Source organism: Streptomyces sp. NBC_00249, assembly GCF_026342355.1.
Lineage (GTDB): Bacteria > Actinomycetota > Actinomycetes > Streptomycetales > Streptomycetaceae > Streptomyces.
In genome coordinates, this window is sequence record NZ_JAPEMV010000004.1 from 155,716 (window position 1) to 170,478 (window position 14,763).

A 14,763-nucleotide genomic window follows, 5' to 3' on the forward strand; every position below is an offset into this window, starting at 1 on the left:
ACTACTCTTGGTGAACATGAAGATCGCTTTCGTGGGAAAGGGCGGCAGCGGGAAGACCACGCTGTCCTCCCTCTTCATCCGCCACCTCGCAGCCAATGAAGCCCCCGTCGTCGCGGTGGACGCCGACATCAACCAGCACCTCGGCGCGGCCCTCGGCCTCGCCGAGGACGAGGCCGGAGCCCTGCCCGCCCTGGGCGCGCACCTACCGCTGATCAAGGAGTACCTGCGCGGGTCCAACCCGCGCATCGCCTCCACCGACAGCATGATCAAGACGACCCCGCCCGGCGCCGGCTCCCGCCTGCTGCGCGTCACCGAGGACAACCCGGTCTACGAGGCGTGCGCGCGCACCCTCCTGCTCGACGGGGACCCCGTACGGCTGATGGCGACCGGGCCGTTCACCGAGGCCGACCTCGGGGTGGCCTGCTACCACTCGAAGGTCGGCGCGGTGGAGCTCTGCCTCAACCACCTGGTCGACGGTCCGCAGGAGTACGTGGTCGTCGACATGACGGCCGGGTCCGACTCCTTCGCCTCGGGCATGTTCACCCGCTTCGACATGACCTTCCTGGTGGCCGAGCCGACCCGCAAGGGCGTCTCCGTCTACCGCCAGTACAAGGAGTACGCCCGGGACTTCGGGGTCGCGCTCAAGGTGGTCGGCAACAAGGTGCAGGGCCCGGAGGACATCGAGTTCCTCCAGGACGAGGTGGGCGAGGACCTGCTGGTCACCTTCGGCCACTCGGACTGGGTGCGGGCGATGGAGAAGGGCCGCCCGGCCAGGTTCGAGCTGCTGGAGGCGACCAACCGGCTCGCGCTCCAGGCCCTCCAGGACGCGGCCGAGGACTCCTACGCCGACCGCGACTGGGCCAAGTACACCGAGCAGATGGTGCACTTCCACCTCCGCAACGCGGAGAGCTGGGGGAACGCCAAGACCGGGGTCGACCTGGCCGAACAGGTCGACCCCGGCTTCGTGCTCGACGAGGCGCTCGTCAGCCCTCGTCGCTCTGAGCACCCGACTCCTCAGCCGGCTTGACCCCGGCCGTTCCCGGCGGGGCGGCCGGCGCCGCCGGCGGCCCCGCCGTGAGGAACTTCGTCCAGCCCTCCTTCGGCGCCTCGCCGACGTCGAGGGTGCGCATCCACTCCAGCGCCTTCGGGTCCTGGGCGTCGAGCCAGTCGGCCAGCTCGCGGAAGGGCACGCAGCGGACCTCCGGCTTCGTGCACATCGTCTTGATGGACTCCTCGACGGCACGCATGTAGGTGCCGCCGTTCCAGGACTCGAAGTGGTTACCGATGATCAGCGGCGCCCGGTTGCCCTGGTAGACCCGGTCGAAGGCCTGGCGCAGGCCGTCGCGCATCTGGTCGCCCCAGTACTCGTGCTGCGAGGGGTCGCCCTGCGAGGTCGTGCCGGACTGGTTGACCATGTAGTTGTAGTCCATGCTCAGCGTGTCGAAGGCGCGGCCCGGCATGGGGACCAGCTGCAGCGGGATGTCCCAGAGGCCGTCCGTCTTCTTCGGCCAGATCTGCTTGCTGATGCCGCTGGAGTCGTAGCGGAAGCCCATGTCCTTCGCCGCCAGCATGAAGTTCTTCTGGCCTTCGAGGCAGGGGGTGCGGGCGCCGATCAGCTCCTTGTCGTAGTCGAAGGGGAGCGCGGCCTCGCCCTTGAGGCCCGGCGTGTTCGTCTTCCAGCTCTTGACGAACGACTTGGCCTGGTTGATCTCGCTCTTCCACTCCTCCACCGACCAGGTGCCGACGCCGCCGTCGGGGCCGCAGAAGTGGCCGTTGAAGTGGGTGCCGATCTCGTTGCCCTCCAGCCAGGCCCCGCGGACCTGGGTGGCGGTGTCCTTGATGCCCTGGAGGTCGCCGAAGCCGATGTCGGAGCGGCCCGACGAGTGCTGCGGGGCGGTGTAGAGGGAACGCTTCTCCTCCGGCAGCATGTAGACGCCGCTGAGGAAATAGGTCATCCGGGCGTTGTACTGCTTCCCGACCTCGCGGAAATGCGAGAAGAGTTTCTGGCTGTCCTCGCCGGCCCCGTCCCAGGAGAACACCACGAACTGCGGCGGCTTCTCGCCGGGCTTCAGCTTCTGCGGCTTCCGGACGTTCGGCTGCGGGCCGGTGTAGGCGGTCGAGCCGTCGCCGATGAGCCGGTTCGAGCTACCGGGGGCCTCCGGGGCCGCGGCGCCCTTCCTGGGGTTCTGGCCGCCGGGGGCGGCGGGCTCCGAGGTGCTGCACCCGGCGGCACCCAGGGCCAGGGCCGTGGCGACCAGGCCGCCGGCGATCTTCTTCGTGGCGGCGATCATCCGCACACCTCTCCCTCGCAGTTCCATCGCTGGACTTCCGCGACGCAACGTCCCACGCGGTCTGCTTTAAGGAAGGTGTGACAAGCCAGACAAAATACTTAATCACCCCTGAGTGCTAATTCGTAGGCCATTTGCCCGTATTACCTACCACTGCTCTTTACTCTCCATTACCATCCATTTACCGAGTGTTGAGACTCCCGCCGCTTCATCCCTCCCCCGAGGAGACGGGAACCCATGACGACAGCCACATCTCCCTCCATGAACGAAGGCCCCGCCGGCACCTCAGGGCGCCGCAAGGGACTCCACGCGGACCTGTCCGCCTCCGTCGCCGTCTTCCTGATCGCCCTGCCGCTCTCGCTCGGCATCGCGCTGGCCACCGGCGCCCCCCTCCAGGCCGGGCTGGTGGCCGCCGCCGTCGGCGGGATCGTCGCCGGACGGCTCGGCGGGGCCCCGCTCCAGGTGAGCGGGCCCGCCGCCGGACTGACCGTGGTCACCGCCGAGTTGATCCAGCACTACGGCTGGCGCACCACCTGCGCCGTCACCGTGCTCGCCGGCCTGTGCCAGCTCGGGCTCGCCTTCCTGCGCACGGCCCGGTCGGCGCTCATGGTGAGCCCGGCGATCGTGCACGGCATGCTCGCGGGCATCGGCGTGACCATCGCGCTGGCCCAGCTGCACATCGTCCTCGGCGGCACCCCGCAGAGCTCGGCCATGGCCAACGTCCTCGGCCTGCCCGCACAGTTGGCCGATCCGCATCCGGCCGCGCTCGCCGTGAGCGCGCTGACGCTGTGCGTGCTTCTGGGCTGGTCCCGGGTGCCCGGACGGGTGGGGCGGGCCCTGCGCAAGACGCCGGCCGCGCTGGCCGCCGTCGCCGCCGCCACCACGTTCGCCGCCCTGGCGGGACTCAGCCTGCCCCGGGTGGACCTGCCGTCCTGGCGCAGTCACGCACTGCCCGAACTGCCCCAGGGCCCGGTCCTCGGGCTGATCGCCGCCGTACTGACCATCACCCTGGTCGGCAGCGTGGAGTCCCTGCTGTCCTCGGTCGCCACCGACAAGCTCATCGCGGCCGAGCGGCCCACCGGGGACCGCCCGCCCCGCGCCGACCTCGACCGCGAACTGCGCGGGCAGGGCGCGGCGAACGTCGTCTCCGGACTGCTGGGCGGGCTGCCCGTCACGGGTGTGGCCGTCCGCAGCGTGGCCAACGTCAAGTCCGGGGCCACCAGCCGCCGGTCGGCCATGTTCCACGGGGCCTGGGTGGTGGTCGCGGCCGGGCTGCTCGTCCCCGTGCTCGACCTGATCCCCCTCGCGGCGCTGGCCGCGCTGGTGATGGCCGTCGGCGTCCAGATGGTCAGCATCACCCACCTGCGGACCGTCACCCGGCACCGCGAGTTCCTGGTCTACGCGACGACCATCGTGGCCGTGGTGCTCGGCGGCGTGCTGGAAGGGGTGGCCGTCGGGATCGCCGTGGCCGTCGCCGTCTCCCTGCACCGGCTGGCCCGGACCCGGATCACGCTGGAGGAGCTCGACGGGGTCCACCAGGTGCGGGCGCGCGGACAGTTGACCTTCCTCGCCGTCCCCCGGCTGAGCCGGGTACTGAACCAGATCCCGCACAAGGGACACGCGGTGATCGAGCTGGACGGCTCCTTCATCGACCACGCCGCCTACGAGACCCTCCAGGACTGGCAGGACTCGCATCTGGCGCACGGGGGTTCGCTGGAACTCACCGGCCGCTCCGGCGCCGCGATCGCCGGATCCGCGAGTTCCGGACACGGCCCCGGTCCGGTCGCGGGCGATGACCCCGACGTCCCCGGGCGCTTGGGAGGTACGGGCACCGGCGAGGGGGCGGGCGGGCACCGCGGCGAGACCGGGCGCGGGGCGCACCAGTGCTGCCGTCCCTGGACCCCCTGGCAGAACCACTGCGACCACCGGGCCACGGGCATCCCGGGGCTCCCGGGCAGCCGGGGCGGTGACGACGGCTCCGCGGGCTCCGGGAGCGCGGGCCCTCCTACGATCCCCAGCGCGGCGGGTGAGATCGGCGCCGCGGCGCCCACTCCCCGGCGGCGCGGGGCGGGGCAACTGGCCAGCGGGATCAGCGCCTTCCAGCGGGACACCGCACCGCACGTCCGCGACGAGCTGGCCCGGCTGGCGCGGGAAGGGCAGCGGCCCTCCCAGCTCTTCCTGACCTGCGCCGACTCCCGCCTGGTGACCAGCATGATCACGGCCAGCGGCCCGGGCGACCTCTTCACCGTCCGCAACGTCGGCAACCTCGTCCCGCTGCCCGGCGCCGAGGCCACGGACGACTCGGTCGCGGCGGCCATCGAGTACGCCGTGGACGTACTGATGGTGGACAGCATCACGGTGTGCGGGCACTCGGGCTGCGGGGCCATGCAGGCCCTGCTGAACTCCCACCCGGGAGCCCCGATGACCCCGCTGCGGCGCTGGCTGCGGCACGGCCTGCCCAGCCTGGAGCGGATGGCCAGCCGGCACCACGCCTGGGCGCGGATCTCGGGACGGCTCCCGGCCGACGCCGTGGAGCAGCTGTGCCTGACCAACGTGGTGCAGCAGCTGGAGCACCTGCGGGCACACGAGTCGGTGGCCCGCAGGCTCGCCGAGGGCACCCTCGAGCTGCACGGAATGTACTTCCACGTGGGCGAGGCCCAGGCGTACCTGCTGTCCGAGGGTGAGGACTTCTTCGACTGTCGGGTTTTCGACAGTGTCGGCCAGAGTGCCTGACCCTCGACCCGCTTGAACCGATACCCTCCCGTATCCGTGCAAGCTGTTGGCCCCTTCTCGCACCCTGCAGCGGGAAGGGGCCGTTCGCGCGTCGTGCGCACGGCGCCGACGGTCGAGCACCGGCCCAGTCGTGCTATAGGTCTAAACCAATTTTCGGCTACCCCTTGTCACCTGGGCGTCTGAACTGATGAGCTGTACCCGGGACGCAGCTATGCCCGGGGACACAACGGACACCCCGGGAAAGGGAGATGTCGTGAGCAATGACAGCCTGGCCAATCTGCTCAAAGAGGAGCGGCGGTTCGCACCGCCCGCCGATCTGGCCGCCGCCGCCAATGTGACCGAGGCTGCGTACGCACAGGCCGACGCGGACCGGCTGGGCTTCTGGGCCGAGCAGGCCCGTCGGCTGGCGTGGGACACGGAGCCGACGGAAACCCTCGACTGGAGCAACCCGCCCTTCGCGAAGTGGTTCGCGGACGGCAAGCTCAACGTCGCGTACAACTGCGTGGACCGGCACGTCGAGGCCGGCAACGGCGACCGTGTCGCCATCCACTTCGAGGGCGAGCCCGGCGACAGCCGCTCGATCACGTACGCCCAGCTCAAGGACGAGGTCTCGCAGGCCGCGAACGCCCTCACCGAGCTCGGTGTCCGGGCCGGCGACCGGGTCGCCGTCTACCTGCCGATGATCCCCGAGGCGGTCGTCGCGATGCTCGCGTGCGCCCGTGTCGGCGCCGCGCACTCGGTGGTCTTCGGCGGCTTCTCCGCCGACGCCGTCGCCTCCCGCATCCAGGACGCCGACGCCAAGCTGGTGATCACCGCCGACGGCGGCTACCGCCGCGGCAAGCCCAGCGCCCTGAAGCCCGCCATCGACGAGGCCGTCGGCAAGTGCCCGCAGGTCGAGCACGTGCTCGTGGTCCGCCGCACCGGCCAGGACACCGCCTTCAGCGAGGGCCGGGACGTCTGGTGGCACGACGTGGTCGGCCGCCAGTCCAAGGAGCACACCCCGCAGGCCTTCGACGCCGAGCACCCCCTGTTCATCCTGTACACCTCGGGGACCACGGGGAAGCCGAAGGGCATCCTGCACACCTCGGGCGGCTACCTCACGCAGGCCGCGTACACCCACCACGCCGTCTTCGACCTCAAGCCGGAGTCGGACGTCTACTGGTGCACCGCCGACATCGGCTGGGTGACCGGGCACTCGTACATCGTCTACGGGCCGCTCGCCAACGGCGCCACCCAGGTGATGTACGAGGGCACGCCGGACACCCCGCACCAGGGCCGCTTCTGGGAGGTCGTGCAGAAGTACGGCGTCACCATCCTCTACACCGCGCCCACGGCGATCCGTACGTTCATGAAGTGGGGCGACGACATCCCCGCGAAGTTCGACCTGTCGAGCCTGCGCGTGCTGGGCTCGGTCGGCGAGCCGATCAACCCCGAGGCCTGGATCTGGTACCGCAAGCACATCGGCGGCGACCGCTGCCCGATCGTGGACACCTGGTGGCAGACCGAGACCGGCGCGATGATGATCTCCCCGCTGCCGGGCGTCACCCACACCAAGCCCGGCTCGGCGCAGCGCGCCCTGCCCGGCATCTCGGCGACCGTGGTCGACGACGAGGCCAACGAGGTCCCGAACGGCGGGGGCGGCTACCTGGTCCTCACCGAGCCGTGGCCGTCGATGCTGCGCACCATCTGGGGTGACGACCAGCGGTTCATCGACACCTACTGGTCTCGCTTCGAGGGCAAGTACTTCGCGGGCGACGGCGCCAAGAAGGACGACGACGGCGACATCTGGCTGCTGGGCCGGGTCGACGACGTGATGCTGGTGTCGGGCCACAACATCTCCACGACCGAGGTCGAGTCGGCCCTCGTCTCGCACCCGGCCGTGGCCGAGGCGGCCGTGGTCGGCGCGGCGGACGAGACGACCGGTCAGGCGATCGTGGCCTTCGTCATCCTGCGCGGCAGCGCCTCGGAGACGGACACCCTGGTCGGCGAGCTGCGCAACCACGTGGGTGCCACGCTCGGCCCGATCGCGAAGCCGAAGCGGATCCTGCCGGTGCAGGAGCTGCCGAAGACCCGTTCGGGCAAGATCATGCGCCGTCTGCTGCGTGATGTGGCGGAGAACCGGGCGGTCGGTGACGTCACCACGCTGGCCGATTCCTCGGTGATGGACCTGATCCAGAACAAGCTGCCGAGCGCGTCCGACGAGGACTGACGGGCAGCGGCCCCCAAGGGCTGCGAGGGCTACGGGGGCGTCCGGTGCGCAACGCGCCGGACGCCCCTGTCCCATTTAAGGTGAAGATCACCCGATACGACTGCGCGGACCCTGTAAAATAAAAGAAGCGTCAATATTTGACGCCCTAAAGTCTCAAGAGAGCTCTCAGGGTGCGCCGGGAAGTCTGGTCGGCAACTGCATTTGCCGTGCCGTCGACCATCCGGAGGTTCCCACCGTGGACACGCCCCCGTCCCGCTCCAGCCGCAAGCTGCTCGGCCGCCTCTCGCTGCCCGAGCGCCGCTTCGTCGCGGACGCCCTGCGCACCGAGACCGTGGGCGGCGTCCTGCTCCTGGTGGCCGCCATCGCCGCCCTCCTGTGGGCGAACATCCCGGCCCTCTCGGCCAGCTTCGAGAGCGTGCGCAGCTTCCACATAGGCCCCGCCTCCCTGGGCCTGGACCTCTCGCTCCAGCACTGGGCGGCCGACGGCCTGCTCGCCGTCTTCTTCTTCGTCGCCGGCATCGAGCTCAAGCGCGAGCTCGTCGCGGGCGACCTGCGCGACGCCAAGGCGGCCGCCCTCCCCGTCATCGCCGCCATCTGCGGCATGGCCGTGCCCGCGCTGGTCTACGTCCTGGTCAACACCCTCGGCGACGGCGCCATGGACGGCTGGGCGGTCCCCACCGCCACCGACATCGCCTTCGCGCTCGCCGTCCTGGCGGTCATCGGCACCTCTCTGCCCTCCGCGCTGCGCGCCTTCCTCCTGACGCTCGCCGTCGTCGACGACCTCTTCGCCATCCTGATCATCGCGGTGTTCTTCACCAGCGAGATCAACTTCCTGGCGCTCGGCGGGGCCGTCGTGGGCCTGGTCCTCTTCTGGTTCCTGCTGCGGGCCGAGGTCCGCGGCTGGTACGTCTACGTCCCGCTCGCCCTGGTGATCTGGGGCCTGATGTACAACAGCGGCGTCCACGCCACCATCGCCGGTGTCGCCATGGGCCTGATGCTCCGCTGCACCCGCAGGGAGGGCGAGCGGCACTCCCCCGGCGAGCACATCGAGCACCTGGTCCGGCCGGTGTCCGCGGGCCTGGCCGTGCCGCTCTTCGCCTTGTTCTCCGCCGGAGTCTCGCTCTCCGACGAGTCGATCGCGCAGGTCTTCACCCGTCCGGAGACCCTGGGCGTGGTCCTCGGCCTGGTCGTCGGCAAGACGGTGGGCATCTTCGGCGGCACCTGGCTGGCCGCCCGCTTCACCAAGGCCGAACTGAACGAGGACCTCGCCTGGCCGGACGTACTCGCCGTGGCCTCGCTCGCCGGCATCGGCTTCACCGTCTCCCTCCTCATCGGCGAACTCGCCTTCGCGGGCGACGCCGTACTCACCGACGAGATCAAGGCCGCCGTCCTGCTCGGCTCCCTCATCGCGGCGATCGTCGCCTGCGTCCTGCTGAAGATGCGCGACCGCAAGTACAAGGCGCTCATCGAGGCCGAGGAGCGCGACGACGACCTCGACGGGATCCCGGACATCTACGAGCAGGACAACCCGGACTACCACCTGCGGATGGCGAAGATCTACGAGGAGAAGGCCGCGGAGCACCGCCGGCAGGCCGAGACCACGGCCCTCGCACAGGACGCGACGGCGGGCGGGTCCAGCGCCGCGGCCGACCGTCCGGCATGATCTGACTGACGACGGAGGACAGCCGCCGGCAGCAGACGACAGAGGGAGTCAGAGATGAGCGCAGTGGACCAAGGGGCTCCGGGAGCCGAGCGCACCCTCGGACAGCTGGTCGCGTCGGCCACCGCCGAGATGTCCGCCCTGGTGCACGACGAGATCGCGCTCGCCAAGGTGGAGATCAAGCAGGACGTCAAGCGCGCGGGCATCGGCAGCGGCGCCGCGATCGTCGCGGGCGTGCTCGTGCTCTTCTCCCTCCCCGTACTGAGTTTCGCCGCGGCCTACGGCATCCACAATCTCGGGCTGGGGCTCGCCTGGTCCTTCCTGATCGTCGGCGGCGCGTTCTGGCTGCTGGCGGGCCTGATCGGGCTGCTCGCGGTGGCGAAGTTCAAGAAGGTCAAGCCGCCGGTGAAGACCATCGAGTCGGTCAAGCAGACCGCGGCCCTCGTCGGGACCGTCAAGCCGCATCCGCGGCCGGTGAGTGACCAGGCCGTGGGTGTGGCACGCTCGTCCTCATGACAGCCCCCTCGCCGGACTCCGCCCCCGTTCCCACCGCCGCCACGGCGGTACGGATCGACCTGCCCGGTGGCAGGGCGGTCACGCACCGGGACGTCGCGGCCAACGGGGCGCGCTTCCACGTCGCGGAGCTCGGCGACGGGCCGTTGGTGCTGCTGCTGCACGGTTTCCCGCAGTTCTGGTGGACCTGGCGGCACCAGCTGGTGGCGCTCGCCGACGCCGGCTACCGCGCGGTCGCGATGGACCTGCGCGGGGTCGGCGGCAGCGACCGCACCCCGCGCGGTTACGACCCCGCGAACCTCGCGCTCGACATCACCGGCGTCGTACGGTCCCTCGGCGAGCCGGACGCCGCCCTCGTCGGGCACGACCTGGGCGGCTACCTCGCCTGGACGGCGGCCGTGATGCGGCCCAAGCTGGTGCGCCGGCTGGTCGTCTCCTCCATGCCGCACCCGCGCCGCTGGCGCGCGGCGATGCTGGCCGACGTCGGGCAGACCCGGGCGAGCTCCCACATCTGGGGGTTCCAGCGGCCGTTCATCCCCGAGCGGCAGCTCGTCGCCCACGAGGGGGCCCTCGTCGGGGAGCTGATCCGGGAGTGGTCCGGGCCGCGGCTCCAGGCGGACGGACCGGACGGCGCGGACGAGGAGGCCCTCGCCGTGTACCGGCGGGCCATGTGCATCCCGTCCACCGCGCACTGCTCCATCGAGCCGTACCGCTGGATGATGCGGTCGATGGCCCGGCCCGACGGGCTGCAGTTCTACCGGCGCATGAAGCGGCCCGTACGGGTCCCGACGCTGCACCTGCACGGCTCGCTCGACCCGGTGATGCGTACGCGCAGCGCGGCCGGTTCCGGGCAGTACGTCGAAGCCCCGTACCGGTGGCGGCTCTTCGACGGCCTGGGGCACTTCCCGCACGAGGAGGACCCGGTGGCCTTCTCGACGGAGCTGGTGAACTGGCTGAAGGACCCCGAGCCCGACCGCTGACGGTCCGTCGAAGGAGGGGTGACGGCCTGCCACATCCCTCGTTTCGCCAGTATGACAAGCATTCAATTGCCTGACGCATAGGCCAATTGGCCGCCCCTGACGGGGTTACGGACCTTGGGGCCCGGGCACAGCTCGTTGTATGGGCTGGACGCACGACCACGGTGACACCACACGCGAACGCCGCTCGGCCACAGCGCCGGGCGACCACGACCGGGCAGGCCGCGACGGCCACGACCCCCGGCTCGGAATCCCCCGCATCCTGCGCCGCAGGGCCCGCTGGGTCTCGGCGCGGCTGCGCCATCCCCGTATGTAGCCCCCTCGCGGCCGCTTCGGCCGGGAGCGGTCAGGAACGGGCGGGCCGGGCGTCAGGGAGAGTCACAGGGCCACAGGGTCACAGGGCGCAGCCCTGGCTGTCGACCCGGCCCTGCGCCGTCTTCCCGATGCGGATGTCCTCGCGGATCTCGTCCGCCGTCAGGGCGTAACCGGTGTTCGGGTCGTCGAGCGACTTCGCGAAGACGACCCCGTACACCTTGCCCTCGGGCGTCAGCAGCGGGCCGCCCGAGTTCCCCTGACGGACGGTCGCGTAGAGCGAGTACACGTCACGGCGGACGGTGCCCCGGTGGTAGATGTCCGGGCCGTTGGCGTTGATCCGGCCGCGGACGCGGGCCGCGCGGACGTCGTAGGCGCCGTTCTCGGGGAAGCCCGCGACGATCGCGTCGCTGCCGCTCGCCGCGTCCTTGTCGCTGAACTCCAGCGCCGGGGCCTTCAGCTTGGGCACGTCCAGGACGGCGATGTCGCGCTCCCAGTCGTAGAGGACGACCTTGCCGTCGTAGAGCTTGCCCTCGCCGCCGACCTGCACGGTCGGCTCGACGACCCCGCCGACGACATGGGCGTTGGTCATCACCTTGCCCGGCGCGAAGACGAAGCCGGTGCCCTCCAGGACCTTGCTGCAACTGGGCGCGGTGCCGACGACCTTCACGATCGACTGCTTGGCCTGCTCGCTGACGCCGCTGCGGGCGAGCCCCGGGTCGGGGGCCTTCACCTCGGTGATGGGCTCGTTCGAGAACGGGCTGAAGACCTGCGGGAAACCGTTGCGGGCGAGGGTGGAGCTGAAGTCCGAGAACCAGGTGTTGGCCTGGCCCGGCAGCACCCGCGACACACCGAGGAGCACCTTGGAGTTGCGGACCTCCTTGCCCAGCGTGGGCAGGGAGGTGCCGGCCAGGGCCGAGCCGATCAGCCAGGCCACCAGCAGCATCGCGACGACGTTGACCAGCGCTCCGCCGGTCGCGTCGAGCGCGCGGGCCGGGGACCAGGTGATGTGGCGCCGCAGCTTGTTGCCCAGATGGGTGGTCAGGGCCTGCCCGATCGAGGCACAGATGATGATCACCACGACGGCGATCACGACCACCGTGGTGGACACCTGGGTGCCGTTGTCGGTCACCCGGTCCCAGATCAGGGGCAGCAGGGACACGGCGACGAGACCACCGCCGAGGAAGCCGATCACCGACAGGATGCCGACGACGAACCCCTGGCGGTAGCCGACGATCGCGAACCACACGGCGGCGAGCAGCAACAGGATGTCCAGCACGTTCACGTGGGCCACCGTCTCATGCGCGCCAGTCGAGCGGGACGAGACGTGAGCGGTCCCACGGGCGTTCCCAGCCCGCGAAGTGCAGGATCCGGTCGATCACCCCGGCCGTGAACCCCCACACCAGGGCCGATTCCACGGTGAACCCGGGGCCTTCGTGCCCGCCCGGGTGCACCACGGTGACGCGGTGCCCGGGGTCCGTGAGATCCGCCACGGGCACCGTGAAGACCCGGGCCGTCTCCGCCGGGTCCACGACGCCGACCGGGGACGGCTCCCGCCACCAGCCGAGCACCGGGGTCACGACGAACTCGCTGACCGGGATGTAGAGCCGGGGCAGCACCCCGAAGAGCTGCACGCCCGCCGGATCCAGGCCGGTCTCCTCCTCGGCCTCGCGCAGGGCGGCGCGCAGCGGGCCGGTGGTGTGCGGGTCGCCGTCCTGCGGGTCCAGGGCGCCGCCGGGGAAGGAGGGCTGGCCCGCGTGCGAGCGCAGGGTGCCGGCGCGCTCCTGGAGCAGCAGCTCGGGGCCGCGCGGGCCCTCGCCGAAGAGGATCAGCACGGCCGACTGGCGGCCCCGGCCGTCCTCGGGGGGCAGGAAGCGGCTGAGCTGGCGCGGCCGGACGGTGCGGGCGGCGTCCGCGACGGGGTCGAGCCACGCGGGCAGGCCGGTGGTGGTGAGGGGCAGGCCGTCGCTCTCGCGGGCGGCGGCCGTGGCCTCGTCCTGTGTACCGCGCGTCATGGGCACCCCTGTCCGCGTTCTTCCGTCAACACCGGTCAACATCCGCCAAGCCCTGCCGACATCGTCTTCCCCACCGCTGAACGCGGTCCGGGCACTGATTCGTTCCGCGCCCGGGGCGGCGTACGCGGCCCGTGCGCGGTCCGTACCCGCCGGACGCTCGCCCGGACGCCCGCCCGGCCCCCGCTCAGGGCTGTGTACGGGCCCCCAGGGGCGCGGCGGGGAGCCCCGGGTAGTCCGGGGGCGGGGCGAGCCGCTGGCCCGGCTGGCCGCCCTTCTCGTACTTCAACAGCTTCAGCGCCTTCTCCGGGTCCGTCTCGCCCTCCCCGTACGCCGGGCACAGCGGGGCGATGGGGCAGGCCCCGCAGGCGGGTTTGCGGGCGTGGCAGATCCGGCGGCCGTGGAAGACCACGCGGTGCGAGAGCATCGTCCACTCGCTCTTGGGGAAGATCGCGCAGATCTCCGCCTCGACCTTCTCCGGGTCCTCCTGCTCGGTCCACTTGAACCGGCGCACCAGCCGTCCGAAGTGCGTGTCGACGGTGATCCCGGGGACGCCGAAGGCGTTGCCGAGGACCACGTTCGCCGTCTTGCGGCCGACTCCGGGCAGCGTGACCAGGTCCTCGATCCGGCCGGGCACCTCGCCGCCGAAGTTGTCCCGCAGGGCCTGGGAGAGGCCGAGGAGGGACTTCGACTTGGCCCGGAAGAACCCGGTCGGCCGGATGATCTCCTCCAGGTCCTCCGGCGCGGCCGCCGCCATGTCCTCGGGGGTCGGGTAGGCGGCGAAGAGGGCCGGGGTCGTCTGGTTCACGCGCAGGTCGGTGGTCTGGGCGGAGAGGACGGTGGCGACCAGGAGCTCGAAGGGATTGCGGAAGTCCAGCTCCGGATGGGCGTACGGGTACACCTCGGCGAGCTCGCGGTTGATGCGGCGGGCGCGGCGGACCATGGCCAGGTGGGATTCCGGTTTCGGCGCGGCCGGGGCCGCGGCCTTCGCCGGTTTCGCCGGTTTCCCCGGATTCGCCGGTTTCTTGGCCGAAACTTTGCCCTGGGGGGCGGGAGGGGTCTTCGTCGAGGCCCTCGTGGGGGCCTGTTCGCCCACAGCTGAATTTAGGGCCCCGGTCACTCCCGTGGACCCCTTGGCCTGTGCTCTCACCGGCTTATTGGACACCCGGCCAGCCTAAGGCCGGGCGCCGACACCCGTCCGGACCTCAGGTAACACCACCCCGATTGGCCTCTCGCCGCACAGCACGCCCGTCCGTCCGGCATCCTTGTGATTGATCGCACTGTTTCAGCCGTCCGGCAAAATGGGGAGCGGTCCCCACTAACTGGTCGACATAGGAGAGAGACTCGTGGACGACGTTCTGCGGCGTGCCCCGCTTTTCGCGGCGCTCGATGACGAGCAGGCCGCGGAGCTCCGCGCCTCCATGGGCGAGGTGACCCTCGCACGCGGCGACGCCCTGTTCCACGAGGGCGACCCCGGCGACCGGCTCTACGTGGTGACCGAGGGCAAGGTGAAGCTCCACCGCACCTCCCCCGACGGCCGCGAGAACATGCTGGCCGTCCTCGGCCCCGGCGAGCTGATCGGCGAGCTGTCGCTCTTCGACCCGGGCCCGCGCACCGCCACCGCCACCGCCCTGACCGAGGTCAAGCTCCTCGGCCTCGGCCACGGCGACCTCCAGCCCTGGCTGAACGCCCGGCCCGAGGTCGCGACCGCGCTGCTGCGCGCCGTCGCCCGGCGCCTGCGCAAGACCAACGACCAGATGTCCGACCTGGTCTTCTCCGACGTCCCCGGCCGTGTCGCCCGGGCCCTCCTCGACCTGTCGCGCCGCTTCGGCGTGCAGTCGGAAGAGGGCATCCACGTGGTGCACGACCTGACGCAGGAGGAGCTGGCCCAGCTCGTCGGCGCCTCGCGCGAGACCGTGAACAAGGCCCTGGCCGACTTCGCGGGCCGCGGCTGGCTCCGCCTGGAGGCCCGCGCCGTGATCCTGCTGGACGTGGAGCGCCTCGCGAAGCGCTCCCGCTGACACCGACGCACAGGCAGGGCCCCGTCCGGACCCCCGGA

At 71.1% G+C, this 14,763-nt stretch carries 12 protein-coding genes; 8 read left to right on the forward strand and 4 right to left on the reverse strand.

Annotated features, from left to right (window positions below; genetic code table 11):
- Positions 1 to 16: 16 nt before the first annotated feature.
- Positions 17 to 1,027 carry an ATP-binding protein gene (locus OOK31_RS18955; protein ID WP_267088453.1) on the forward strand — a complete coding sequence of 337 codons (1,011 nt, stop codon included), beginning with the start codon at positions 17 to 19 and terminating at the stop codon, positions 1,025 to 1,027.
- Here the strand turns inward: OOK31_RS18955 and OOK31_RS18960 are convergent.
- On the reverse strand, positions 984 to 2,291 hold the full coding sequence (locus OOK31_RS18960) for a hypothetical protein (RefSeq protein ID WP_267088454.1): 1,308 nt from the start codon (positions 2,289 to 2,291) through the stop codon (positions 984 to 986). The genes OOK31_RS18955 and OOK31_RS18960 overlap by 44 nt on opposite strands.
- Positions 2,292 to 2,549: 258 nt before the next feature.
- On the opposite strand from OOK31_RS18960, the gene OOK31_RS18965 reads away from it, so the two are divergent.
- The 6 genes from OOK31_RS18965 (at position 2,550) to OOK31_RS18990 (ending at position 10,696) form a co-directional block, all read left to right on the forward strand.
- Positions 2,550 to 5,021, forward strand: coding sequence for a SulP family inorganic anion transporter (locus OOK31_RS18965; RefSeq protein WP_267088933.1), 2,472 nt, complete (start codon positions 2,550 to 2,552; stop codon positions 5,019 to 5,021).
- 211 nt (positions 5,022 to 5,232) lie between these two features.
- Positions 5,233 to 7,230: an acetate--CoA ligase gene (gene acs, locus OOK31_RS18970; RefSeq protein ID WP_267088455.1), complete on the forward strand. Its 1,998-nt coding sequence runs from the start codon at positions 5,233 to 5,235 to the stop codon at positions 7,228 to 7,230.
- 235 nt (positions 7,231 to 7,465) lie between these two features.
- Positions 7,466 to 8,893 (forward strand): Na+/H+ antiporter NhaA, encoded by a 1,428-nt coding sequence (nhaA, locus tag OOK31_RS18975; RefSeq protein ID WP_267088456.1) that lies wholly within the window; start codon positions 7,466 to 7,468, stop codon positions 8,891 to 8,893.
- Positions 8,894 to 8,947: 54 nt separating this feature from the next.
- A complete protein-coding gene (locus OOK31_RS18980) occupies positions 8,948 to 9,406 on the forward strand; it encodes a phage holin family protein (protein WP_267088457.1) in 459 nt (152 codons plus the stop codon).
- A complete protein-coding gene (locus OOK31_RS18985; protein WP_267088458.1) occupies positions 9,403 to 10,383 on the forward strand; it encodes an alpha/beta fold hydrolase in 981 nt (326 codons plus the stop codon). Before OOK31_RS18980 ends, OOK31_RS18985 begins: the two co-directional genes overlap by 4 nt.
- Positions 10,384 to 10,522: 139 nt before the next feature.
- Complete coding sequence (locus OOK31_RS18990) at positions 10,523 to 10,696, forward strand: hypothetical protein (RefSeq protein ID WP_267088459.1); 174 nt, start codon at positions 10,523 to 10,525, stop codon at positions 10,694 to 10,696.
- A 78-nt stretch (positions 10,697 to 10,774) separates the two neighbouring features.
- Here the strand turns inward: OOK31_RS18990 and OOK31_RS18995 are convergent, their stop codons facing one another.
- From OOK31_RS18995 to nth, 3 genes are all read right to left on the reverse strand, one after another.
- A complete protein-coding gene (locus OOK31_RS18995) occupies positions 10,775 to 11,977 on the reverse strand; it encodes a MarP family serine protease (RefSeq protein ID WP_267088460.1) in 1,203 nt (400 codons plus the stop codon).
- Positions 11,978 to 11,990: 13 nt separating this feature from the next.
- The gene (locus tag OOK31_RS19000) at positions 11,991 to 12,707 is read right to left on the reverse strand and encodes a CoA pyrophosphatase (protein WP_267088461.1); all 717 of its coding nucleotides are present in this window, start codon (positions 12,705 to 12,707) and stop codon (positions 11,991 to 11,993) included.
- Positions 12,708 to 12,891: 184 nt separating this feature from the next.
- Complete coding sequence (gene nth / locus OOK31_RS19005; protein WP_267088462.1) at positions 12,892 to 13,869, reverse strand: endonuclease III; 978 nt, start codon at positions 13,867 to 13,869, stop codon at positions 12,892 to 12,894.
- Positions 13,870 to 14,050: 181 nt separating this feature from the next.
- Between nth and OOK31_RS19010 the strand changes: the two genes are divergently transcribed.
- A complete protein-coding gene (locus tag OOK31_RS19010; protein ID WP_003981529.1) occupies positions 14,051 to 14,725 on the forward strand; it encodes a Crp/Fnr family transcriptional regulator in 675 nt (224 codons plus the stop codon).
- Positions 14,726 to 14,763: the final 38 nt, after the last annotated feature.

Coding starts and splice junctions, on each gene's coding strand:
- OOK31_RS18955 (WP_267088453.1), top strand. CDS start 17: ATGAAGATCGCTTTCGTGGGAAAGGGCGGCAGCGGGAAGACCACGCTG.
- OOK31_RS18965 (WP_267088933.1), top strand. CDS start 2,550: ATGAACGAAGGCCCCGCCGGCACCTCAGGGCGCCGCAAGGGACTCCAC.
- acs (WP_267088455.1), top strand. CDS start 5,233: ATGCCCGGGGACACAACGGACACCCCGGGAAAGGGAGATGTCGTGAGC.
- OOK31_RS18990 (WP_267088459.1), top strand. CDS start 10,523: ATGGGCTGGACGCACGACCACGGTGACACCACACGCGAACGCCGCTCG.
- OOK31_RS19000 (WP_267088461.1), bottom strand. CDS start 12,707: ATGACGCGCGGTACACAGGACGAGGCCACGGCCGCCGCCCGCGAGAGC.
- OOK31_RS18960 (WP_267088454.1), bottom strand. CDS start 2,291: ATGATCGCCGCCACGAAGAAGATCGCCGGCGGCCTGGTCGCCACGGCC.
- OOK31_RS18980 (WP_267088457.1), top strand. CDS start 8,948: ATGAGCGCAGTGGACCAAGGGGCTCCGGGAGCCGAGCGCACCCTCGGA.
- OOK31_RS18985 (WP_267088458.1), top strand. CDS start 9,403: ATGACAGCCCCCTCGCCGGACTCCGCCCCCGTTCCCACCGCCGCCACG.